Below are 22,809 nucleotides of genomic sequence, written 5' to 3'. Positions count from 1 at the left end.
AACGCCAAAGCCAAAGCCAAAGCGAAAGACAAAGACAAAGCCAAAAAGCAAGCCAGGAGCAAACACAAAGCCGCAAGCGCCAGCGGCCCTAGAACTGCCAAGCCCCCAGTCGCGACATCGAGCGGGCAAAAACGGCCAACAAAAAAAGGCGGCCCGCAGGCCGCCTTCCGATGCATCACGCGAGCGCGTGACTCAGTACTTCGGCACACCGCCATCCACGCTGTCGCTCCAGGCATCGATGCCGCCGGCGACGTTGTAGAGGTGGGTGAAGCCCTGGTTGCGGAAATGCTCGGCCGCCTGCTGGCTGCGGCCGCCGTGGTGGCACAGGAACGCCAGCGGGGTGTCCTTGGGCAGCTGCTGCAGACGGGTGATCGCGTCGCCGTCGATCACCTCGAACGGGCGCGCGACGCTGGCGGTGGCGCGTTCGTCCGGCGGGCGCACGTCGACGAGGGTCAGCGTGCCGGCGGCGAGGCGGTCGTTGGCGTCGGCCGGGCTGATGTCCTGCACGGGCTTGGGCGCGTTCGGGTTGTCGATGACCAGACCGCGGCCGCGGATGTCGTCGGCGAAGTCGATCGTCATGCCCTCGGCGCGGCGTGCGCCGGCGAGGTCGAACTGCACGTCGATGCCGTCGGCCTGGGCGATGATCGCCGACGCGCTGCGCGGCGCGAGCTGCAGGCGGGTGCGGAAGTTGCCGTCGATGTCGACCTGCAGCACGTAATCGCCACCGGCGTCGCCGACGGCCTTGGCGATCATCTCGCGCGCGGCCGGGGTGATCGAGATCGACGGCGGCGTGCGGTCCGGCGGCGCGACGCCGAATAGGCCGTGCAGCTCACCGCTGCCGACCATCTGCTCGATGATGTCGCTGCCGCCGACGAGCTCGCCGTCGACGTAGAGCTGCGGGATCGTCGGCCAGTCGCCGTAGACCTTGATGCCTTCGCGGATTTCGCCGTCTTCGAGCACGTTGACGGTCGCGTAGTCGATGCCCACCGCTTCCAGCGCGGAGATGGCTTTGGCGGAGAAGCCGCACTGCGGGGTCGTCGGCGAGCCCTTCATGAACAACACGGCCCGGTTGCCCTGCAGCAGGGTTTCGATGCGGGTGCGGAGAGCGGGGTCGAGGGACATGGCATGGATCCGGTGTGCGGGAACGACCCACATGGTACCGCGCGGCCTGCGATGCAAGCCCGCAAGCGCCGCCCGCGGGCCCGGAACACCGCGTTGCGCGGCGGTGCCGATGGCATCATGCGCGCCATGTCCGTGCATCGCCCGCCCCGTCGTCCGCAGCTGTGGCTGCCGCTGCTGATCGCCTCGCAGCTGCTGATCGCACTGGTCTGGTGGCAGCTGGGCTGGACGATCGGCCTGCCGCTGCTGCTGGCCAGCCACGGGCTGTGCCTGTGGGGCGTGCTGGCGCCCGCATCGCGCCTGTACGGCCCGGTGCTGACCCGGCTGCCGGGCGAGGGGGTGTGGCTGACGATCGACGACGGCCCGTCCGACGACACCCGCGCGCTGCTCGATCTGCTCGATGCGCACGACGCGAAGGCGACGTTCTTCCTGGTCGGTGCGCGTGCTGCCGAGCGACCGGACCTCGTGCGTGCGATCGCCGCGCGCGGCCACGGCATCGGCAACCACAGCCAGACCCATCCGCAGGCGATGTTCTGGGCGCTGGGACCGGCGCGGATGCGGCGCGAGATTCTCGACGCCCAGCGCACGCTGACCGGCATCAGCGGTCACGCGCCGGTGTGGTTCCGTTCGGTCGTCGGTCACACCAATCCGTTCGTGCACGCGCCGCTGCGGGATGCAGGACTGGCGCGCGTCGGCTGGAATGCGCGCGGCTTCGATGCGGTGAAGGCGGACGTGGAGGACGTGGTCACGCGGATCGATGCCGACCTCGCGCCCGGTGCGATCGTGCTGCTGCACGAAGGCGCGAAGCATGGCCGCAATGTCGCGATGGTCGAAGGCGTGCTCGCGCGGATGCACGCGAAGGGATTGCGGGCGGTGTTGCCGGATCAGGCGCTCTGACGATCAGTCGAGACAGGCGACCATGCGCGATGGGTGTCGCACACGGCATCGATCAGCGCGGAACCCGGCTCACTCTGCCCGTAACCAGGCCAGCACGGCGCCGATGTCGTCGGCCTCCAGCAGCAGTTCCGCCACCGCATGTTGACCCGTGGCCGCTGCCGTCGCGGCCAGCGCGGCGCTGCACATCAGTTCGCTCCAGTCGGGCGCGGCGACGAGACCGGCGAGCAGCGGCAGGCGCGACAACGCGGTGACGTAGCCGTCGATCAGATGCGCCGGAATCTCCGCGTCGTGCGCGGCGCGGGCGAGTTCGATGCTGGCAGGCAGCAGAAAGTGACTCGGCGTCGCGCGTTCCGGCGCCTCGGCGAGGATCGCGACGATGTGCGGGACTGCGGCGAACGAGGCGGAGAACACGCGGCCCTCGTCGCACAGCGATTCCCATAGCGATTGCCACGGTTCGCCGAGACAGTCGTCTCCGCGCGCGCCGTCGAGCTGCGCGAGCAGGGCGGGAATGCCGCGCGCATCGCCCTGCGCGCAACGCAATGTGGTCCACGACGGATCGTCGAGCGCCAGCATCGGCGCATGCGGCAGGCCGTCGCGGGCGGTCACGTGCGGATGCCGGTGATCAACCAGTTGTTGAACGGCGTGTCGCCGTACAGCGGACGCAGCGTCGTCTGCAGGCCGGCACCTTCGAGCTGGCCGCGCAGGCCGTCGGCGGTCGGGTAACTCTTCGCCCGCTCCTGCATCCAGCCGGCGAAATTGGCGAGGCGGTCGGTGATGCGCGTGGTGCGACTGCGCGAACTGTCGTCGGCGAGGCCGCTGCGGATCACCAGACGCGCGCCCGGCACCAGCATCGCGATCACGTTGTCGAGCAGCTCGCGCTGGCGTTCGGGCGACAGGTACTGCAACACGTCGAGGATGGCGACGCTGCCCTGGTGCGCCGGCAGGCCGACGCCGAGATCGAGCACGTCGAGCTGCACGTCGGCGAGTCCGGCGCGCGCGGCGACCTCACGGCCGCGGCGGATCTTGGCCGCGTCGATGTCGACGCCGGTGAACGGCAGCGCCTGGCCGTCCGCGCGCAGCGCATGCGCGAGCAGGCCCAGGCCGCAGCCCAGATCGAGCACCGGCGCGGTCGTCGGGCGCAGCGCCTGCAGCACGCCCGGATACAGCGGATCGGTGCGCAGCTTGGTCAGCGTGTAGTAGTAGTCGTAGCGATTCCCCAGCACGTGCCTGGGCAGGAACGCGCGCGCGATGTTGCGGGCGTCCTCGCGCGGATACGGTGCGGTGGAGAGCGGCGTGGTGTCGGAAGTGGTCGCAGTCATGCCCGCGACAATAAGCCGCGCGCGACCGGCAACGCCAGCTGCATCCACTCGGTATGCAGCGCAGCCGAGGGATGCAGGCCGTCGTCGGCGAGCATGTCCGCCTCGCCGCCGTGCGCGCGGCTGACCGCTGCGATGTCGACGAAGGCGACGCCGCGCGCGGCGCAGATCGCGGCAGCCGCCGCGTTGTAGGCGTCGAGTTCGCGCGCGATCGCGGCGACGTCGCGCCCCGAATGCGCACCGAACGGCGTGACGCCCCAGTCCGGAATCGCGAGTACGAACACACGCGCCGCATCGCCGCCGGCGTAGCCGATCGCGCGTGCCAGCAGTGCCGAGAACGCCGGGCCGTACAGCGCGACATCGCGGCCGCGGTACTGGTCGTTGACGCCGATCAGCAGGCTCACCAAATCGAAGGGCCCGACCGGCGCCGCGGCATCGATCGCCGCGTCGAGTTCGTCGGTCGTCCAGCCGGTGGTCGCGATGATCTCGGGCGCGTCGAGCGCGATGCCGTCGCCGCGCAGCGCATCGGCCAGCTGCACCGGCCAGCGGTCTTCGGCGGCGATGCCTTCGCCGATCGTGTAGCTGTCGCCGAGCGCGAGATAGCGGCGCGGCGCGGTCATCCGGCGACGCGGGCCTGGCGCTTGGCCAGCGGCACGACCTTGCGGGCGTCGGTGATCTGCCGTTCCAGCACGCGATGGATGCGCGCGAACACCTCGCGCAGCTGGGCGGGCTCGGGCAGCAGGGTCACGCGGAAATGGTTGCGATAGGGCACGTTGAAGCTGTTGCCCGGCACCACCAGCACACCTTCGGCTTCCATCAGTTCGAGCGCGAATGCGTGGTCGTCGAAGCCCTGGCTGAATTCCTCGGCGATGCCGGGGAACGCGTACAGCGCACCGGCCGGCGCGACGAGGCGCAGGTAGGGGCTCGCGTCGCAGGCCTCGACCACCGCGCGGCGTGCCTCGTGCAGACGGCCACCGGGCGCGCACAGCGCGCTGATCGTGTCGATGCCGGTCAATGCGGCTTCGATCGCGAACTGGCCCGGCACGTTCGCGCACAGGCGCAGCGCACCGAGCAGGTCCATCGCATTGCGGAAGTCGCGACTGCGCGCCTCGTCGCCCGACAGCACCGCCCAGCCCACGCGCCAGCCGCAGGCGCGGTGCACCTTCGACAGGCCACCGAACGACACGCAGGGCACGTCGCCGGCGATCGGCGCGATCGGCTCGAACGGCGCGTCGTCGTAGGTGATGCCGTCGTAGATCTCGTCGCACAGCAGCAGCAGCTCGTGCTTGGCGGCGATCGCGACGATGCGCTCGAGCAGGGCGCGCGGATACACCGCGCCGGTCGGATTGTTCGGATTGATCAGCACGATCGCGCGCGTGCGCGGCGAGACCAGCGCTTCGAGTGCGTCGGGATCGGGCAGGAAGCCGTTGCTCTCCTTGCACTGGTAGAACACCGGACGACCGTCGTTGAGGATCGTCGCCGCCGACCACAGCGGATAGTCGGGCGAGGGCACCAGCACTTCGTCGCCGGGATTGAGCAGCGCGCGCAGCGCGATGTCGATCAGCTCGCTCACCCCGTTGCCGACGAACACGCGATCGGCCGACACGTCCTGCGTGCCGCGCGCGGCATGGAACGCGGCGATCGTTTCGCGCGCCGCCGGCAGGCCCTGCTGGTGGGTGTAGGGATCGGTGTCGTGGATGCGTTCGGCGATCGCGCGCTGCAGGTGATCCGGCGCGCGGAAGCCGAACGCGCCGGGATTGCCGATGTTGAGCTTGATCAGCGTGCGGCCCTGGCCTTCGAGCTCCCGCGCGCGCCGCGCGAGCTCGCCACGGATCTCGTAACGGACTTCGGTCAGGCGTTCACGGGTTTTCAGGGGGGCGGACATCGGCGGCGCTCGGCGCGGGAATGTCGCGCGATGCTAGCGGAAAAGCCGGGTGAATGCGGCCCGGGCCGATGAGTGGCAGGCCCCGCCGGTTCGCGCCTGCACGCCTGGCGCCCGTAGAATCCGCGGCATGACGACCGCCCGACGCAGCGCTTGAACCCCGCCGATCCAAGTCCCCCGAACACCGCGCTGCGCGCGATCGGCTGGCCCTTCGACGGTACGCCGTCGGGTCCTTGGGCCGAGGTCATGGCCACGCATGCACAGGCCCGGCCGATGCGCGTGGTCGAGCAGCACCGCTCCGGTTATCTCGTCGCCGGTGCGCCGGGCGAGGCGATCGCGGTCGAATCGCTGCCCGACTGGTTGCGCCGCAGCGGTTACCGCAAGGGCACGATCGCGCCCGAGGACCGCGCTGCGGTCGGCGACTGGGTGCTGGTCGAGGACGGCCAGCGCATTGTCGCGATGCTGCCCCGGCGCAGCGCGATCAAGCGCGCCGCCGCCGGCGAGCACTACAAGCAGCAGCTGATTGCCGCGAACATCGACACCGTGCTGGTGGTCTGCGGTCTCGATGCCGACTTCAATCCGCGCCGCATCGAGCGCTATCTGCTGCTGGTGCAGGGCGGCGGCACGCCGGTGATCGTGCTGACCAAGGCCGACAAGCCCGAAGCCGACATCGCCGCCGCGGTGGCTGCGCTGACCGAGATCGCCGGGCTGGGCGTCGCCGTGGTGCCGGTCAATGCGCGCGATCCGGGCAGCGCCGCGGTGCTGCACCGCTGGCTCGGCCCCGGCATGACCGCGGTGCTGGTCGGCAGTTCCGGCGCGGGCAAGTCCACGCTGACCAACAGCCTGCTCGGCGTCGAACGCATGAAGACCGCCGCCGTGCGCGAAACCGACGACCGCGGCCGCCACACCACGACCCATCGCGCGCTGATTCCGCTGCCGTCGGGCGCCTGCCTGATCGATACGCCCGGCATGCGCGAACTCAAGCCGACCGGCGAGGAGGATCTGTCGGAAGGCGGATTCGCCGACGTCGAGGCGATCGCGACCCAATGCCGCTTCCGCGACTGCACGCACGGCGACGAACCGGGCTGCGCGGTGTGGGACGCTGTCGATGCTGGCACGCTCGATCCGGGGCGCCTGGGCAGTTACCTGAAACTCCGCGACGAGCTCGCCGGCGCCGCGGGGCAGCTCGCGACGCGGATGGCGCAGAAGGTGGAGAGTCGGCCGTCGGGAAAGAAACCGGGCGCGAAGACGGGCGGGCGTCCGGGGGTGAAGCCGGCGAAGCGCGGGTCGCATTGGACGAAGGAGGAGTAGGGCGTTTCGGCGCTCTGATTGCTTCGTTTCTGAAGCATCGCGACGGCGTCGGCCCTCACCCCAACCCCTCTCCCATGGGGAGAGGGGCTAGATCGCGCGACGACCTGCTTTTTTGAGCCCCTCTCCCTCTGGGAGAGGGGTTGGGGTGAGGGAGGCCAGTCGCAGGAACCGTCCGAAGCGCGGCGCTTTTGAACGTTCCCGGCGTGCGGTGCCTCTCGAAGCCGGCGCATACGCAGCTTTGAGTCCCCTGCCCCAATCCGCTAGCGTGAACAGACCGCCTGCCGGAGTCTCCGATGCCCGACGCCATCGCCCATCACGCTGCCATCGCCCATCACGCGGCGCTCGATGCGCGCATGGTCGTGGCTGCGCGCGGGATCCGGGTGCTGAGTCTGGCGAGCTGGCCGTCCGGTGCGCAGCAGCGCTTCCTGTCCGCGTTCGCGGCCGGACGCCGGGAGATGCCGGAGATCGCGTATCCGGTGCTGGAGTTCGATGACACCCGCCGCGAACTCGCCGCGATCGGCGCGGCTGCCGATCCGGATCATCCGCTCGGCGCCTACATCGTCGAATCGACGCAGGCCTGGGACGCGGCCGCGCAGCTGCTGGAATCGCTCGGCACCGCAGCCGCCGGCGAACACGCGATCGCACTCTACGGGCGCCCGGATGCGGCGCTGCCCGGCGGTGCACTGACGACCTGCGATGCCGCGCGACACTTCATCCACATCGCCGACGAACTCGATCCCGGCCTGCTCGCCGATGTCGAACATCCCACGCTCGACGCCGCCACGCTGCAGACGCAGCTGCAGGCCGATCTCGACGTGTACTTCGGCACGCGCGTGGTCGCGGTGGAACTCGATCCGGGCATGATCGCCAAGGCCGCTGCCGGCGCCTATCGCCTGCGACTGCGCAGCGACGCGCGCTATTCGATCCACGACCGCGAACAACTGCTGCAGCACGAGGCCTTCGTGCATTCGCTGACCGCGCTCAACGGCCGCGAGCAACCGCTGCTGCCGAGTCTGGCGATGTCGTCGCCACGCACGACCTGCACGCAGGAAGGACTGGCGGTGTTCGCCGAGCAGATCACCGGCAGCATCGACATCGACCGGATGAAACGCGTGAGCCTGCGCATCGAGGCGATCGCGCGTGCACTCGACGGCGCGGATTTCCTGCAGGTATTCGACTACTTCCACCACGCGGGACAACCGGCGGCGGAAAGCTTCGCGTCTGCGCAGCGCGTGTTCCGCGGCGTGCCGCTGACCGGCGGGCATGCCTTCACCAAGGATGCGGTGTATCTGCGCGGCCTGATCGATGTGCACACCTTCTTCCGTCAGGCCCTGGCCGCGCAGCGTTTGCCGCTGTGCCGGCATCTGTTCGCCGGCAAGATGACGCTCGACGACGTGCGACGGCTGTCGCCGCTGTTCGACGACGGCACGCTCGCACCGCCGCGCTGGTTGCCGCCGTGGCTGGAGCGCACGGGCGGCCTGGCCGGCATGCTCGCGTTCTCGCTGTTCGCGAACCGGATCCGGATCGACCAGTTGTAGGCGATCGGATGCAGTGATGGGTTTCGCTGCGCGCTACCCGGCCTGCGAAGCGCTCCGGATTCGGTGAACGGTTGCAGGTGCGCACGGCACCGCAGGATGGGTAGCGCAACGCGAAACCCGTCGAAGCCTTCGCGTCAACGCTCGAACCGCGGCGGCGCCACCGTCGAATGCAGCAGCCGCACCGCATCGCCGAGCGTCACCGGGTCGGCGCCCGACAGCAGGGCCTGCAGGCGCGGTCGATCCGCATCGAGACCCGGCACCAGGCCCACCCAGGCATTGCGGCCGCTGTCCTTGGCGGCGTAGAGGCAACGGTCGGCGATCGCGGTGGTCTGCTGCCAGTCGCCGAGCGTCGGCCACGCGGTCGAGAACGGCCACGGCGCGAACCCGATCGAACAGGTCATGCGCAGCGACGCGCCGTGCGCGAGCGCGATCGGCGTGTCGGCGACGGTGCTGCGGATGCGTTCGGCCAGCCCGGCGGCGGCATCGGCATCGTCGAGCCGTGCGACGAGCATGAATTCCTCGCCGCCCCAGCGCAGCAGCAGATCGCCGTCGCGGGTCAGGGCGCGCATGCGCGCGGCGAACTGCACCAGCGCTTCGTCGCCGGCCTGATGGCCGTGGCCGTCGTTGATGCGCTTGAACGCATCGATGTCGAGCATGAAGAAGAACAGCGTGTCCGAGCCGCGCCGGCCGGGCGCGTGCACGGCTTCGCGGGCCAGCCATTCCTGCAGCTCGCGACGGTTGGGCACCTGGGTCAGCGGATCGAGCCGCGTGGCCGCGTCGAGCTGGGCGTTGCTCTGCTGCAGCTGCCGGTTGGCCTGCTCCAGCTGCGCGGTGCGCTCGGCGACGGTACGGTTGAGCAGTTCGACGCGTTCGCGCTCGCGCTGCACCGCGCGCCGCGTGCGCCGCACGAAGAACGCCACCGCCAGCGCCGCCAGCACCGCGTACAGCACGTAGGCCAGCGGATGCCGCCACGGCGGCGGTGGCATCGCGATCGTCAGCACGCGCGATTCGCCGAACTGGCCGTCGCGACCCGCGGCCTGCACTTCCAGCCGGTAGTGGCCCGCCGGCAGATGGTTGAGCGAGAACTCGGTGCGCGCCTGGTGCGGATAGATCCAGCCGGTGTGCAGACCGTCGACGCGATAGCGCAGCTGCGCGGCGGCCGGGGCCAGGAAATCGATCGCCGTCATGCCGATGGTGAAGACGCTGTCCTCTTCGCGCAGGTCGATACCGGGCGTGTAGACGATGTCGGTCTCGGTGCCGCTGCGCGCGTCGGTGTCGGACTGGCGGCTCAGCAGCTGCAGGCTGGTCAGCACCGGATGCGCGGGCGCGCTGCGCCGCGGCAGCTGCATCGGCGCGATCACGTCCACGCCCATCGTGCCGCCGAAGTAAAGCAGGCCGTCGCGGCCGCTGAATGCCGAACCGCTGTTGTATTCCTGGTTGCGCAGCCCGTCGCGGCGGCCGAGGTTCTGCACGATGCCGCTCTCGGGGTCGTAGACGCTCAGGCCGAGATTGGTGCTCAGCCACAGGCGCCCGCCGATGTCGGGCAGGATCCGGTAGATCACGTTGTTGGTCAGGCCGTCGCGCTCGGTCAGCACCGACGACACCCCGGTCGCGCGATCGATGCGGTACAGGCCGGCGGCGAACGCGCCGACCCAGATCGCGTCCGCGTCGCCATGGATCGCCCACACCGAGCGGTGCATGCCCGCGCCGGCGGGTTGGACCTGCGCGAACACGCCGTCGTGCAGCCGCCACAGCCCGCGCGTATTGGTGCCGATCCACAGGCTGCCGTCCTGGTCGCGGTGGAGCACCGTCACCACGTCGCCGGCGATCGCGGCGAAGCGCGGATCGGCGTCGATGCGTCCGTCGCGCAGCTGCATCACGCCGCTGCGCGTGCCGATCCACAGCGTGTCGTCTTCGGCGAGCAGGGCGTCGATGCGTGCATCGGGCAGGCCGTCGAGCGCATCGACGCGGCCGTCGGCATGCAGACGGCGCAGGCCGACCTGGGTGCCGATCCACCAGCCACCGTCGCGCGCGGGTTCGATCGCACGTACCGACAGATCCGCGAGTCCGGGAACCGGGCGCCAGTCCGCACGCGGGCCGTCGCGCATGCGCAGGCCGCTGTCGGTGCCGATCAGCATGCGCGCGCCGTCGCGGCGGATCGCGCGGACGCTGTGGCTGTCCCAGTCGTCCATCGTGCCGACGCCCGCGCCGTCGTGACGGATCACCGAGGCCAGCGGCCGCACGCGATACAGGCCCGAGGTATAGGTGCCGATCCACCACGCACCGGTCTCGCCCTGGTGGAAGCTGGTGATCGCGCTGCGCGGTGGATTGTCGAAGCGCAGGCGTCGCGGCCGGTCGCTGCCGGGTGCGAGCTGCACCACCGCGCCGTTGCCGTAACCGGTCAGCACGCGGCCGTCCTCGAGCCGGATCATCGCGGTCGCGTCGACGCTGGACACGCCGAGCGCGGCCAGCGACCAGTGCCGTTGCAGGCGCGCCGCGGTATCGAGCCGGAACAGGCCGGCGTCGGCGGCGAGCACCCACAGGCCCTCGCGGCCGGCCTGCAGGGACACGCACCGCTTCGCGCCGGGCAAGGCCGGCAACCGCACCAGGCCGTCTGCCTCGACCGACCACAGGCCGCACGCGGCATCGAGCGCCACGGGACGCTTGCGCGCCACCGACCACGCGAGGCCGACGATCTCGCCGGTCGCGCCCAGCCGGCGTGCACCGCGGATCTCCGCGTCGACGTGATCCACGCCGGCCTCGGTCCCCAGCCACGCACCGCCCGCGGGATCGAGCAGGATGCGCACCACGCGCGCATGCGACAGCCCGTCGTCGACGCCGAGCCGGCGCTGCGTCCACGTCGGCAGGTGCACGACCTCCAGACCGGCGTCGTTCGTGCCCAGCCACATGCGCGTGCGCTGCGGCTCGAAGGCGAGACTGTCGATGCTGCTGCTGACCAGATTCGCGCCGCCGACCGGCTGGTCGGGCAGGTTGCGGTACGCGCGGAAACGGTGGCCGTCGAAGCGGTTGAGACCGTCCTGCGTGGCGACCCACAGGAAGCCCTGGTCGTCGCCGGTCATCGCCGAGACCGTCAGCTGCGACAGGCCTTCGTCGAGCCCGTACATCTCCAGGCTCAGCGGCGGATCGTCGACCGGGTCGGGCACCTGCGCCGAGACGGTGAACGACGCGCACGCCAGCAGCGTCGCGCCCAGCAGGCGCGTTGTCAGACTGCGCGCACGGCCCGCCCTGCCGACGCTGCACGCATCGACACACACTGGCTGGCACGCACGGCGCGCGCTGGCGACGGCTCGGTTACGCAATCGGTGTTCCCCCTTTGCATAGTGTGCCTGCGAATTCCATGCCAGCGTGACCGGCGTCGCATTCCGCCGTCCATGCCAGACTGCACGCCATGGACGCCGCTCCCACCATCCTCGTCGCCGACGATCACCCGCTGCTGCGCGCCGCCGTACTGCATGCGCTGCGCGACAGCCTCGGCCAGATCCGCGTGATCGAAGCCGCCACCGCATCGGCCCTCGAACCCGCGCTCGACGCGCACCCGGACATCGAACTGGTGCTGCTGGATCTGACGATGCCCGGCGCGCGCGGGCTGTCGTCATTGGTCTGGCTGCGCGGCGAGCGGCCGGAACTGCCGGTCGTGGTGATCTCGTCCAACGACCACCCGCGCACCGTGCGCCGCGTGCAGCAGTTCGGCGCCTCGGGCTTCATTTCGAAATCGGCGCCGGCCGAGTCCATCGGCCAGGCGGTGGCGAACGTGCTCGACGGCGGCAGCTGGTTCCCGCCGCTGACCGCGGAGCGTTCCGAAGAGGACGCGCAGCTCGCCTCGCGTCTCGCCCAGCTCACCCCGCAGCAATTCCGCGTGCTGCTGGGCATCGCCGACGGCCTGCTCAACAAGCAGATCGCGCATCAGCTCGGCCTGGCCGAGAACACCGTCAAGGTGCACGTCACTGCGATCCTCAAGAAGCTCGAATGCCACAGCCGCACGCAGGCCGCGGTGCTGGTGAAGGCGTTGGAGCGGGAGGACGAGGCGTAGTTTTGAAGCCCTCCCCCGCATGCGGGGGAGGGTTGGGTGGGGGCAATCAGTCAGTGCGCATGCATGACGATTCGCGCGCGCAAGCAACCGTGAGAGTTCTGACATTCCGCGAGTGGACGGTTCGCCCCCACCCCAGCCCTCCCCCGCACGCGGGGGAGGGAGCTGATCTGCCTCAATACCCCCGCAACCGCATCTGCATCATCAGCGCCCGCAACGCCGGCGGCCGCACCGGTTTCGGCAGAAATCCCTGGCCCGCATCGCGCGCCTGCGCGCGCAGGGCGGGGTCGGATTCGCCGGTGACCAGGATCGCCAGCGGCACCGCGCTCCAGCGGTCGCACAGCGTTTCGAACAGGCTCGGGCCGTGGTGTTCGCCCATGCGCACGTCGAGCAGCACGAGGTCCGGCGCCTCGCCGCGCACGGCCGCGGCCAGCGCGGCGTGCGGGCCGTCGGCGAGCGGGACCTCGCAGTCCCAGCGCTCCAGCAGCTGCCGCGTCGCGGCGCAGGTCTGCGGATCGTCGTCGACGACCCAGACGCGGCAGCCGCGCAGCGGGGCGTCGTCTTCGGCAGGCACGCGTGGTGCCACGGGTTCGACGACCGGCTGCGCGGGTGCGTCGGTCAGCGGCACGCAGACGCGGAACACGCTGCCGGCGCCGGGACGCGAGCGCAGATCGATGCGGTGACCGAGCAGGCGTGCGATGCGATCGACGATCGCCAGCCCCAGGCCCGCACCGCGGTCACCGGCATTGCCGTCGTCAAGACGGCGGAATTCCTCGAAAATCTCGCGCTGCCGGTTCGGCGGAATGCCGGGGCCGGTGTCGTGGACTTCGATCCACAGGCGGTCACCATCGCGACGCACGCCCAGCACGATGCGGCCGCGCGCGGTGTAGCGCACCGCGTTCGACAGGAAGTTCTGCACCAGCCGCCGCAGCAGCGTCGCATCGCTGCGCACCCAGGCGCGCGTGGGCACGTGATCGAAGCGCAGGCCGCGTGCCTGCGCGAGCACGCCGGTCTCGCGTGCCAGCCCGTCGAGCAGCGGACCGAGCGCGACTTCGCGGATGTCGGTGCGCAACGTGCCGGTTTCCAGGCGCGAGATGTCGAGCAGGCTGGCGAGAATGCCGTCCTGCGCCGACAGCGCGCCGTCGATGTTGTCGGCGAGGCGTCGCGTCTCGTCGTCGCGCAGGCGTGCGCGCAGGCCGGCGGCGAACATGCGTGCGGCATTGAGCGGCTGCAGCAGGTCGTGCACCGCGGCGGCAGCGAAGCGGCCCTTGTAGCGGTTCGCGGCTTCGGCCTCGGCGCGTGCCTGCTCGAGATCGGCGGTGCGCTCGGCGATACGGCGTTCCAGCGCGTCGGCCAGCGTGCGCAGTTCGCGTGCGGTGGTCTTGTAGGTGGTGATGTCGGCGTAGCTGGTCACGAAGCCGCCGTCGGGCAGCGGGTTGCCGCGGATTTCCAGCACCGTGCCGTCGTACTTCTCGCTCTCGCGCATGTGCGGCTTGCCGCTGCGCAGATGTTCGAGGCGACGTTCGATCGCCTCTTCCACCGGGCCCGGACCCAGCAGCCCGCGACGTGCGTTGTAGCGGAACACCTCTTCGATCGGCGTGCCCACGCGCACCAGATCCGGCGGGAAGCGGAACAGTTCGATGTAGCGCGCATTCCACGCGACGATGCACAGCGCCGCGTCGATGATCACCACGCCCTGCGGCAGATGCGCCAGTCGCCGGCTCAGGCCGGTGTCGGCTTCCTGCGCCGCGGCGACCAGACCATCGCGGGCGCTGCGCAGTTCTTCGGCGTGATGCCGCACCAGGGTTTCGAGTTCGTCGCGGCTGCGCCGGCGCAGCGCACCCAAGCGCACGCGCTGCTGCAGGAACAGGGTGAGGAACACCAGTGCCGCCCACGACACGCCGGCGATCGTCGCCCACTCGCGTCCCGCAGCGGCGATCGGCGCGGCGTCGTGCAGCAGATGCAGGGTCCAGTCGGTATCGGCGACCGGCGCGCGCTGCCACAGCCACGTGCCCGGCATCGCCGGCATGTCGACGCGCACCACCGCGCCGTGCGCGCCGGCATTGCGCAGCACCTGGCCGGCATACGCGCGCAGCTGCTCGCCTTCGTACTGGCGCGTGGCCACGAGTTCCTGCCGGGCCTCGGCATCCAGCGGCGCGAGCACGCGATAGCGCCATGCCGCGCGGCTGGCGAGGAACACCACGTCGTGCGCATCGCTGGCCAGCACCAGATCGCCGTCGTCGGGCCAGGTCTGTTCGATCGCCGCCAGTTCGATCTTGATCGCGATCACGCCGACCGCGCGGCCGGCATCGTCGCGCAAGGCTTCGGACAGGAAATAGCCGGGCACCGACGTGGTCACGCCGATGCCGTAGAAGCGTCCACGGCCATCGCGCAGCGCCTGCTGCACGTAGGGGCGGAACGCGTAGTCCTCGCCGACATTGCTGCCGGCATCGCGCCAGTTGCTCGCCGCGATCGCGATGCCGCGTGCATCGATCAGCGTCAGCGTCGACGCGCGCGTGGTGCGGTTGGCTTCTTCGAGGCGCTGGTTGAGCCGCGCCTGGGTGTCGGCATCGACGGGTGCGGCCACGGCGGCGCGCAGGTCGGGATCCAGCGCCAATACCTGGGGCAGGGCGCGGTAGCGTTCGATGCGCTGGTTGAGCGCCTGCGCCTGCAGGTCGAGCTGTTGTGCGGCCTGCGCCGATTGCGCGTCGAGCGCGCGGCGGGACCCTTCGCGATAGCCGAGGCCGGCGACGAGCACGAGCCCGCCGCAGGCGATCAGCACGGTCAGCAGCAGGCGTCGCAGGCGCGGTTGCGTACGCATCGCGCGGACTCAGGCGCCAGGCATCGCGGACGCCGCAGGGGCGCGGCGTCCGCGCACGATCAGAAGTGCACCTGTGCGCGCACTTCCACGATCTCCGGACGGCTGGTCGCGCCGTTGCGGGTGGCGTTGGCGCGCACGTAGTTGGCCTGCAGCTTCACGTACGGGGTGAGGTACCAGTTCGCGCCGAAGGTCCAGTCGTGCTGGCGGCCACCGTTGACCGGGCCGTCGTCGAGATCGAGCGTGCTGTAGCGCGCGGCCAGTTCCACCGCGCCGTAGCCGTTGGCCGGCTTCGGGTTGGCCACGTTGCCGCTCGAATACACGCGGCTTTCGCCGGTCAACAGCCAGCTCGCGGCGAGATACCCGCCCTCGGCCGTGTAGTCGGACAGGCCGTTGTCGCGGGCAATGTCGGCGCGCAGCAGTTCGCCCTGCATCGACACCGGGCCGTTGATCCAGATGCCTTCCAGACCGGTGCGCTGGATGTGGTTCACCGGCGCCAGGCTGCCGGTGTCGACCAGACGCACGTCGGTGAGGTTGGTGCCGGGACGCGCACGCAGGCGCGCCGTCGGATCGAACTGCACGCCGCGGCCGTCGGTCCAGCCCTGCGGGTTCTCGCGCGACGCGGCGATGCCCAGGTGCAGCACGTCGCCTGCGGCCTTGCGCGGCGTCCACGCGGCGCGTGCGGCGTAGGTCTGGCCGGGGTTGTCGCCCTGCAGATCCTGACCGCCGTAGCCGCCGACCTGGAACAGCGCCTTGTCCTGCTCGAGCGTCCACTCCACACCGGTGCGGCGGCCCTGGTAGATCGCCTGGATCGGCGACGCCAGTTCCATGAACGTGCCCGCGCGCGAGCTGGTCACGCCTTCCAGACCCACCGGCACCTTCATGTAGCCGATGCGCAGCTTGCCGAGATCACGGTCGAAGAAATGCTTGCTGTCGAACCGCACGAACACGTCGAGCCAGCTCTTGGACTCGAAGTCGAAGTAGACCATCGCGTCCCAGACGCCGGCCTTCTTGACGGTCGCGCCGAACTCGCGGCGGCGCAGGCCCTCGTTGTCCTCGAGGCGCGGGTGGCCCGCGAAGTCCGCGCTGTCCCAGGCGAAGTTGCCGGTGAGCGCGACTTCGGTCTCGTCGGCGAACGTGAATTTCGGCGGCCAGGCCTGTGCGCCTTCGGCGGCGAGAACGGGCGTGGCGGCGGTGCAGGCGCACAGCACCAGAAGCGGGGGAAGAACGTTGCGCATGGAATCCTTGGGGAAGCGGCAGGCGGGCGCGGGGGCGGCCGGCTGCGGTGGGGGGCGGTCGCGCGCGGGCGCGCGACCGGAGAAGTCTAGGACGGCAGCGTCTCGCAGGCACGTGAGCTAATCCGAAAGGATTAGGAATGCGCCCTTTAACACCAATGCGCTATCGGCAGCGTCGACGCGCCCGCGTACAACGCATCGCCTGCATCCACATCCGCTGGATGCGCACACCCGGTACGCACCCATGCACGCCATGCCTTCCAATGTTCCGGCCGCGCCGCGGCTGCCGTGGTACCGCCAGCTCTACGTCCAGGTGCTGATCGCGATCGCACTGGGCGCCTTGCTCGGCCATTTCGAGCCGGCATTCGCCGAACAGCTCAAGCCGCTCGGCGATGCCTTCATCAAGCTGGTCAAGATGATCATCGCGCCGGTGATCTTCCTGACCATCGTCACCGGCATCGCCGGCATGACCCATCTGCGCACGGTGGGCCGGGTGTTCGCCAAGGCGATGACCTACTTCCTGTTCTTCTCCACGCTGGCGCTGGTGATCGGCATGGTCGTCGCGCACGTCGTGCAGCCGGGCGTGGGCATGAACATCGATCCGGCCTCGCTCGACACCGCCGCGGTCGAAGGCTACGTGCAGAAGTCGCACGAGATGACGCTCACCGGTTTCCTGCTCGACATCATTCCTGGCACGCTGGTCGGCGCCTTCGTCGACGGCAACATCCTGCAGGTGCTCTTCATCGCGGTGCTGTTCGGCATCGCGCTCGCGCTGGTGGGCGAGAAGGGCAAGCCGATCCTGTCGTTCCTGGAAACGCTGACCGTGCCGGTGTTCAAGCTGGTGCACATCCTGATGAAGGCCGCACCGATCGGCGCGTTCGGCGCGATCGCCTTCACTATCGGCAAGTACGGCCTGTCGTCGCTGGCGAACCTCGCGTGGCTGGTCGGCACGTTCTACGTCAGCGCGGCGCTGTTCGTGCTCGTGATCCTGGGCGCGGTGTCGCGCGCCTGCGGCTTCTCGATCTTCAAGTTGATCCGCTATCTGAAGGCCGAACTGCTGCTGGTGCTGGGCACGTCGTCGTCGGAATCCGCGCTGCCGTCGCTGATGGAAAAGATGGAGAAGGCGGGCTGCCAGAAGTCGGTCGTCGGTCTGGTCGTGCCGACCGGTTACTCGTTCAACCTCGACGGCACCAACCTGTACATGACGCTGGCCGCGCTGTTCATCGCCCAGGCCACCAACACCGAACTCACGCTGTGGCAGCAAGTCACGCTGCTGCTGGTCGCGATGCTCAGCTCCAAGGGCGCGGCCGGCGTGACCGGTGCGGGCTTCATCACGCTGGCCGCCACGCTGTCGGTGGTGCCGACGGTGCCGGTCGCGGGCATGGCGCTGATCCTCGGTATCGACCGCTTCATGAGCGAGTGCCGCTCGATCACCAATTTCATCGGCAATGCCGTCGCCACCGTGGTCGTCGCGCGCTGGGAAGGCGCGCTCGACCGCGACCAGCTGGCCGCCGCGCTCGACGGCAAGCCGCTGCCGGTCGCCGCTGCGCCCGATCCGGCCGCAGGCCCGGGCGACCGCAACGTGCTCGCGCTGGACTGAGGGCGCGCACGCGGCTTGAAACGATTCACGCAACGCCCTGGGAGGGGACCCATGACGACACGACACCGCTGGGCCGGCCTGATCGCCGGCCTCCTGCTAACCTGCACCGGCCTGGCACATGCCCAGGCCGGCACGCAGACCCTGCCGCTGTGGCCCGACGGCCATCTGCCGCAGATCGTCAGCGGCCCGGAACTGGTCGGCAACGAAGGTAGTTCGATGGGCGCGGTCACCCGTGTCTCGCAACCGCGCCTCGAGATCCACCGGCCGGCGAATCCCAACGGCACCGCCGTGCTGATCCTCGGCGGCGGTGGTTACTTCCGCATCCAGGTCGGCACCGCGGCGCGGCCGATGGCGCAGTGGCTGGCATCGATCGGCGTGACCTCGGCGGTGCTGTACTACCGCATGCCGGTCGACGGCTGGCCGGCGTCGGCACCGTTCGCCGACGGCCAGCGGGCGATGCGCCTGCTGCGCGCGAATGCGGATGCACTCGGCATCGATCCCACGAAGATCGGCGTCATGGGTTCCTCGGCCGGTGCGAATCTCGCCGGCATCCTGTCGACGCGCTTCGACCACGATTTCTATCCGGCGCTCGACGCCAGCGACCGCCTGCCGTCGCGTCCGGATTTCCTGGCGATGCTCTACCCGGTGGTCACGCTGAAGCCGCCGTACGACACCACGCGCAGTCGCCGCGAACTCGCCACGCAGCCCGACGCCGTCGAGGCGTATTCGGTCGAAGGTCACGTGCGCAGCGACATGCCGCCGGTGTTCCTCGCCCACGCGGCCGATGACCGCATCGCCGACGTCCAGCACAGCCTGCTGATGTTCCAGGCCGCGCGCGCGCAGAACGTGCCGGTGGAACTGCACGTCTTCGATCGCGGTGGTCACAGCTGGGGACTGGGGAAACCCGGCACGCAGGTCGCGCAGTGGCCGCGCCTGTTCGTCACCTGGGCGCGCGCGCACGGCTTCATGGCCGCGCCGCCGGTCAGCCTGCAGCCGCTGACCGGTGAGACCGCGCCGCTGGCACCGCCGCCGGTCGACGACGCCGACGCCGATCTCGAAGAAGACGGCGACTGAGCCGTCCACGCCTTTGCATCCGTTCCACGGGAGAGACCACCGAATGAATCGCACACCCCCCCGCGCGCTGGCTGCCGGCGCGCTGCTGGGCCTGGCCACGCTGCCCGCCCTCGCTGCCGACACCGCCACCGAAACCGAACTGCGTGAACTGATCCGCCTGCAGGCCGAACAGATCCAGCAGCAATCCGCGCAGCTTCAGGCGCTCCACCAGCGCCTCGACGCGATGGGCGCACCCGCCGTCGCCGCAGCCCCCGCCACCGCGTTCGTCGATGGCGTGCAGGCACAGATCGACGCCGCTGTTGCCGACACCCGCCAGGACGACATGGCGATCCTGCAGGCCCAGGTCGCGCAGCTCGCCGCGAGCGGCGGCACCGGCGGCGGTGGCGGCAACGTCAGCTGGCGCCGCGGCGGCCCCGAGTTCCGCAACAGCGACCGCAGCTTCACCTTCAATCCGCGCGGCCGCGTGCTGGTCGATTTCTCGTCCACCCACGGTTCGGACTTCGACACCCGCAACATCACCGGCACCAATCTGCGCCAGGCGCGACTGGGCGCGCAGGGCACCATCGGTGCGCTGGGCTACAAGATCGACGCCGAACTCTCGAACAACACCGTCAGCCTGTCGGATGCCTATCTGAGCTGGGACACGATGCTCGGCACGATCCCGACCGAGTTCTACGTCGGCAACAAGCTCAAGGACCGCGCCATCGATTCCAGCACCACGCTCACCCGCACGCCCTTCATGGAACGCAACGCGGTCGCCAGCGTCGGCATGCCGGCCAGCGGTTACTTCGGCCTCGGCGTGCAGATGAAGATGATCGGCCAGAACTGGCACACCACCTTCGGCATCACCGGCGACGACGTCGGCAACACCGGCACCGAGACCGATTCGCTGACCTATTCGTTCCGCGGCCACGTGAATCCGATCAAGCGCCCGTCCGGCTTCCTGCATGTCGGTGGCTGGTACGTGCACGAGGACTACGGCGTCGACACCAACCGCATCAACCGCACGCCGCGCGTGGCCTCGCGCTTCAACGACAACGTGCGCGTGTCGGCCAGCGCCATCAACGACGTCACCGGCGAGAAGGTCTGGGGCGCGGAGCTGGGCGGGACCTGGCGCAACCTCTGGGCCTTCGCCGAGACCAGCGAAACCACGCTGCGCTCCACCTCGGTCGGCGAGGTCGACCAGAAGGCGCATTCGGCCTACGCCGGCTGGCTGATCACCGGCGAGAAGCCCGGCTTCAGCGCCCGCTTGGGCGTCTGGGGCACCACCCGCGTCGCGCGCCCGGTGACCGACGGCGGCATCGGCGCCTGGGAACTGGCCACGCGCTGGGACAAGTACGACTTCACCGACGCCGCGCGCGGCGGCGAGGGCGATTCGTGGACGCTGGGCCTGAACTGGTACCTCAACAACTGGTCGCGCGTGATGTTCAACGTCGTGCGCTGGAACACCGACAACCAGGTCGGTGCCTACGCCGGCCGGGATTCGGGCCACACCTTCAACGTCCGCACCCAGGTGGTGTTCTGACCGGCCGTTCCGACCGGTCCTGAAGCGGACCACACGCCCCCGTCCAGGGGTTTGCGCGGGGCGGGGTTAGAATCCTGTCCCGCGTCATTTTTTCCCAGAGCAGATCCCCCGACGATGTCCAACGACGAATTCCGCCAGGCCGCCCTCGACTATCACCGCGCGTCGCCGCCCGGCAAGATCACGGTCAGCGCGACCAAGCCGATGCTGACCCAGCGCGATCTCGCCCTGGCGTACTCGCCGGGTGTCGCCTACGCCTGCGAGGAGATCGTCAAGGATCCCAACGCCGCCAGCGAACTCACCGCGCGCGGCAATCTGGTCGCGGTGATCTCCAACGGCACCGCGGTGCTGGGCCTGGGCAATATCGGCGCGTTGGCCGGCAAGCCGGTCATGGAAGGCAAGGGCGTGCTGTTCAAGAAGTTCGCCGGCATCGACGTGTTCGACATCGAAGTCGACGAGACCGATCCCGACAAGCTGGTCGAGATCATCGCCAGCCTCGAGCCGACCTTCGGCGGCATCAACCTCGAAGACATCAAGGCGCCGGAGTGCTTCATCGTCGAGCGCAAGCTGCGCGAGCGGATGAAGATCCCGGTGTTCCACGACGACCAGCACGGCACCGCGATCATCGTCGGCGCGGCGATCGTCAACGCGCTCGAGATCGCCGGCAAGCGCATCGAGGACGTCAAGTTCGCCACCACCGGCGCGGGCGCCGCGGGTATCGCGTGTCTGGACATGCTGGTCGCGCTGGGCCTCAAGCCCGAGAACATCCTCGCCTTCGACCGCGACGGCGTGATCCACACCGGCCGCGACAATCTCGATCCGGACAAGGCGCGTTACGCGCGCGACACCGACAAGCGCACGCTGGCCGAGATCCTCGTCGGCGCCGACGTGTTCCTGGGCCTGTCGGCCGGCGGCATCCTGAAGCCGGAAATGGTCGAGGCGATGGCCCCGAACCCGGTGATCCTCGCGCTGGCCAATCCGTACCCGGAAATCATGCCGGAGGACGCCAAGCGCGTGCGCCCGGACGCGATCATCGCGACCGGGCGCAGCGACTATCCCAACCAGGTCAACAACGCGGTCTGTTTCCCGTACATCTTCCGCGGCGCGCTCGACGTCGGCGCGACCGGCATCAACGAGGCGATGAAGCTTGCCTGCGTGCACGCGATCGCGCAGCTGGCGAAGGAAGAAGCGAGCGATCTGGGCAGCGCCTACGGCGAAGAGATTCCGAGCTTCGGCCGCGAGTACATCATTCCGCGCCCGTTCGACCCGCGCCTGCTGACCATCGTCGCCCCGGCCGTCGCCGAAGCCGCGATGGCGTCGGGCATCGCGCTGCGTCCGATGGAGGACATGCGCGCCTACCGCGAGAAGCTCGGCCAGTTCATCCACCGCACCGGTCTGGTGATGAAGCCGGTCTACGACCGTGCGCGCGGCGACCGCCAGCGCATCGTCTACGCCGAGGGCGAAGAGGAAGTGGTGCTGCGCGCGGTGCAGACCGTGGTCGACGAAGGCCTGGCGACGCCGATCCTGATCGGCCGTCCCGACGTCATCGACATGCGCATCAAGCGCCTCGGCCTGCGCCTGGTCGCGGGTCGCGATTTCGAACTGACCAACATCAACGACGATCCCCGCTTCAACGAGTACTGGCAGCACTATCACTCGTTGACCGCGCGTCGCGGCGTTACCCCGGATTCGGCGAAGAACCTGCTGCGTTCGCGCCCCACGCTGATCGCCGCGATCATGGTCGACCGCGGCGAAGCCGACGCGATGATCACCGGCATCGTCGGCCGCTATCACAAGAAGCTCGGTTACGTCCGCAGCGTGCTGGGTCTCGACCCGGGCCTGCAGAGCACCTCGGCGATGACCGGCGTGGTCAACGACCAGGGCCTGTGGTTCTTCGTCGATACCCACGTGCAGCCCGACCCGAGCGCCGAGCAGATCGCCGAGAGCACCATCCAGGCCGCGTTCCGTCTGAAGCTGTTCGGCATCGAGCCGAAGATCGCGCTGCTGTCGCACTCCAACTTCGGCAGCCACGACGACCCCAGCGCCCGCAAGATGCGCGAAGTTCACGACATCCTGCGCCGCCGCGCGCCGAAGCTGGAATTCGACGGCGAGATGATGGGCGACACCGCTTGGGACGAATCCCTGCGCCGCCGCATGCTGCCCGACACCACGCTCAGCGGGCGCGCGAACCTGTTCGTGTTCCCGAACATCGACGCCGCCAACATCACCTACAACATGATCCGCGTGATGACCGGCGGCGCCGCGCTCGGCCCGATCCTGATGGGCGTCAACAAGCCCGCCCACATCCTCACCCCGTCCGCCACCCCGCGCCGCGTCATCAACATGACCGCGATCGCCTCGGTGGACGCGCAGATCCGCAAGGCGCAGCTGGCGGAGGGTTGACCGTCGTTCGCGCGGGCTCTCTGACCTGCGTATGACCTGCTCCTTC

16 protein-coding genes are annotated in these 22,809 nt (G+C 69.8%); 8 read left to right on the top strand and 8 right to left on the bottom strand.

Annotation, left to right across the window (positions count from 1 at the left end):
* Positions 1-192: 192 nt before the first annotated feature.
* Positions 193-1,122 (bottom strand): Grx4 family monothiol glutaredoxin, encoded by a 930-nt coding sequence (grxD, locus tag AC3A5T_RS01245; protein ID WP_487627000.1) that lies wholly within the window; start codon positions 1,120-1,122, stop codon positions 193-195.
* Between the two features lie 117 nt (positions 1,123-1,239).
* Between grxD and AC3A5T_RS01240 the strand changes: the two genes are divergently transcribed.
* Complete coding sequence (locus AC3A5T_RS01240; protein ID WP_487626999.1) at positions 1,240-2,016, top strand: polysaccharide deacetylase family protein; 777 nt, start codon at positions 1,240-1,242, stop codon at positions 2,014-2,016.
* Positions 2,017-2,085: 69 nt separating this feature from the next.
* Here the strand turns inward: AC3A5T_RS01240 and AC3A5T_RS01235 are convergent, their stop codons facing one another.
* The 4 genes from AC3A5T_RS01235 to AC3A5T_RS01220 are packed head-to-tail and all read right to left on the bottom strand — an operon-like array spanning position 2,086 to position 5,217.
* Positions 2,086-2,622 carry a hypothetical protein gene (locus AC3A5T_RS01235; protein ID WP_487626998.1) on the bottom strand — a complete coding sequence of 179 codons (537 nt, stop codon included), beginning with the start codon at positions 2,620-2,622 and terminating at the stop codon, positions 2,086-2,088.
* Positions 2,619-3,335 (bottom strand): class I SAM-dependent methyltransferase, encoded by a 717-nt coding sequence (locus AC3A5T_RS01230; RefSeq protein ID WP_332079090.1) that lies wholly within the window; start codon positions 3,333-3,335, stop codon positions 2,619-2,621. The genes AC3A5T_RS01235 and AC3A5T_RS01230 overlap by 4 nt, the downstream gene beginning before the upstream one ends.
* Positions 3,332-3,952 carry an SGNH/GDSL hydrolase family protein gene (locus tag AC3A5T_RS01225; RefSeq protein ID WP_487626997.1) on the bottom strand — a complete coding sequence of 207 codons (621 nt, stop codon included), beginning with the start codon at positions 3,950-3,952 and terminating at the stop codon, positions 3,332-3,334. The genes AC3A5T_RS01230 and AC3A5T_RS01225 overlap by 4 nt, the downstream gene beginning before the upstream one ends.
* Complete coding sequence (locus AC3A5T_RS01220; protein WP_487626996.1) at positions 3,949-5,217, bottom strand: aminotransferase class I/II-fold pyridoxal phosphate-dependent enzyme; 1,269 nt, start codon at positions 5,215-5,217, stop codon at positions 3,949-3,951. The genes AC3A5T_RS01225 and AC3A5T_RS01220 overlap by 4 nt, the downstream gene beginning before the upstream one ends.
* A 150-nt stretch (positions 5,218-5,367) precedes the next feature.
* Here AC3A5T_RS01220 and rsgA point away from each other — a divergent pair, with 150 nt between their 5' ends.
* Both rsgA and AC3A5T_RS01210 read left to right on the top strand, forming a co-directional pair.
* Positions 5,368-6,525, top strand: a complete 1,158-nt coding sequence (gene rsgA, locus AC3A5T_RS01215; protein WP_487626995.1) for a ribosome small subunit-dependent GTPase A — start codon at positions 5,368-5,370, stop codon at positions 6,523-6,525.
* A gap of 293 nt (positions 6,526-6,818) precedes the next feature.
* Complete coding sequence (locus AC3A5T_RS01210; protein WP_487626994.1) at positions 6,819-8,063, top strand: peptidase MATCAP family protein; 1,245 nt, start codon at positions 6,819-6,821, stop codon at positions 8,061-8,063.
* 134 nt (positions 8,064-8,197) lie between these two features.
* On the opposite strand, the gene AC3A5T_RS01205 is transcribed toward AC3A5T_RS01210, so the two are convergent.
* The gene (locus AC3A5T_RS01205) at positions 8,198-11,338 is read right to left on the bottom strand and encodes a diguanylate cyclase domain-containing protein (RefSeq protein ID WP_487626993.1); all 3,141 of its coding nucleotides are present in this window, start codon (positions 11,336-11,338) and stop codon (positions 8,198-8,200) included.
* 134 nt (positions 11,339-11,472) lie between these two features.
* Here AC3A5T_RS01205 and AC3A5T_RS01200 point away from each other — a divergent pair, with 134 nt between their 5' ends.
* Entirely contained in the window at positions 11,473-12,114 is a 642-nt protein-coding gene (locus AC3A5T_RS01200; protein WP_332079097.1) for a response regulator transcription factor, read from the top strand.
* 172 nt (positions 12,115-12,286) lie between these two features.
* On the opposite strand, the gene AC3A5T_RS01195 is transcribed toward AC3A5T_RS01200, so the two are convergent.
* Complete coding sequence (locus tag AC3A5T_RS01195) at positions 12,287-14,932, bottom strand: hybrid sensor histidine kinase/response regulator (protein ID WP_487626992.1); 2,646 nt, start codon at positions 14,930-14,932, stop codon at positions 12,287-12,289.
* A 59-nt stretch (positions 14,933-14,991) separates the two neighbouring features.
* Complete coding sequence (locus AC3A5T_RS01190; protein WP_487626991.1) at positions 14,992-16,167, bottom strand: OprO/OprP family phosphate-selective porin; 1,176 nt, start codon at positions 16,165-16,167, stop codon at positions 14,992-14,994.
* A gap of 241 nt (positions 16,168-16,408) precedes the next feature.
* On the opposite strand from AC3A5T_RS01190, the gene AC3A5T_RS01185 reads away from it, so the two are divergent.
* The 4 genes from AC3A5T_RS01185 (at position 16,409) to AC3A5T_RS01170 (ending at position 22,763) form a co-directional block, all read left to right on the top strand.
* The gene (locus tag AC3A5T_RS01185) at positions 16,409-17,764 is read left to right on the top strand and encodes a dicarboxylate/amino acid:cation symporter (RefSeq protein ID WP_487626990.1); all 1,356 of its coding nucleotides are present in this window, start codon (positions 16,409-16,411) and stop codon (positions 17,762-17,764) included.
* A gap of 51 nt (positions 17,765-17,815) precedes the next feature.
* Positions 17,816-18,838, top strand: coding sequence for an alpha/beta hydrolase (locus AC3A5T_RS01180; protein WP_487626989.1), 1,023 nt, complete (start codon positions 17,816-17,818; stop codon positions 18,836-18,838).
* Positions 18,839-18,881: 43 nt separating this feature from the next.
* Positions 18,882-20,363, top strand: a complete 1,482-nt coding sequence (locus tag AC3A5T_RS01175; RefSeq protein WP_487626988.1) for an OprO/OprP family phosphate-selective porin — start codon at positions 18,882-18,884, stop codon at positions 20,361-20,363.
* 114 nt (positions 20,364-20,477) lie between these two features.
* A complete protein-coding gene (locus AC3A5T_RS01170) occupies positions 20,478-22,763 on the top strand; it encodes an NADP-dependent malic enzyme (protein WP_487626987.1) in 2,286 nt (761 codons plus the stop codon).
* The last annotated feature ends 46 nt before the right edge of the window (positions 22,764-22,809 follow it).

The organism is Luteimonas sp. Soil_C_16 (assembly GCF_057657295.1).
Note: the sequence above shows the minus strand (reverse complement) of the source record. Positions and strands in the feature narration are given on the sequence as shown.

What these genes read in the sequence shown, in the direction of transcription:
- grxD (WP_487627000.1), bottom strand. Translation starts at nt 1,122, where the DNA reads ATGTCCCTCGACCCCGCTCTCCGCACCCGCATCGAAACCCTGCTGCAG.
- AC3A5T_RS01240 (WP_487626999.1), top strand. Translation starts at nt 1,240, where the DNA reads ATGCGCGCCATGTCCGTGCATCGCCCGCCCCGTCGTCCGCAGCTGTGG.
- AC3A5T_RS01230 (WP_332079090.1), bottom strand. Translation starts at nt 3,335, where the DNA reads ATGACTGCGACCACTTCCGACACCACGCCGCTCTCCACCGCACCGTAT.
- AC3A5T_RS01225 (WP_487626997.1), bottom strand. Translation starts at nt 3,952, where the DNA reads ATGACCGCGCCGCGCCGCTATCTCGCGCTCGGCGACAGCTACACGATC.
- AC3A5T_RS01220 (WP_487626996.1), bottom strand. Translation starts at nt 5,217, where the DNA reads ATGTCCGCCCCCCTGAAAACCCGTGAACGCCTGACCGAAGTCCGTTAC.
- AC3A5T_RS01210 (WP_487626994.1), top strand. Translation starts at nt 6,819, where the DNA reads ATGCCCGACGCCATCGCCCATCACGCTGCCATCGCCCATCACGCGGCG.
- AC3A5T_RS01200 (WP_332079097.1), top strand. Translation starts at nt 11,473, where the DNA reads ATGGACGCCGCTCCCACCATCCTCGTCGCCGACGATCACCCGCTGCTG.
- AC3A5T_RS01195 (WP_487626992.1), bottom strand. Translation starts at nt 14,932, where the DNA reads ATGCGTACGCAACCGCGCCTGCGACGCCTGCTGCTGACCGTGCTGATC.
- AC3A5T_RS01190 (WP_487626991.1), bottom strand. Translation starts at nt 16,167, where the DNA reads ATGCGCAACGTTCTTCCCCCGCTTCTGGTGCTGTGCGCCTGCACCGCC.
- AC3A5T_RS01185 (WP_487626990.1), top strand. Translation starts at nt 16,409, where the DNA reads ATGCACGCCATGCCTTCCAATGTTCCGGCCGCGCCGCGGCTGCCGTGG.
- AC3A5T_RS01180 (WP_487626989.1), top strand. Translation starts at nt 17,816, where the DNA reads ATGACGACACGACACCGCTGGGCCGGCCTGATCGCCGGCCTCCTGCTA.
- AC3A5T_RS01175 (WP_487626988.1), top strand. Translation starts at nt 18,882, where the DNA reads ATGAATCGCACACCCCCCCGCGCGCTGGCTGCCGGCGCGCTGCTGGGC.
- AC3A5T_RS01170 (WP_487626987.1), top strand. Translation starts at nt 20,478, where the DNA reads ATGTCCAACGACGAATTCCGCCAGGCCGCCCTCGACTATCACCGCGCG.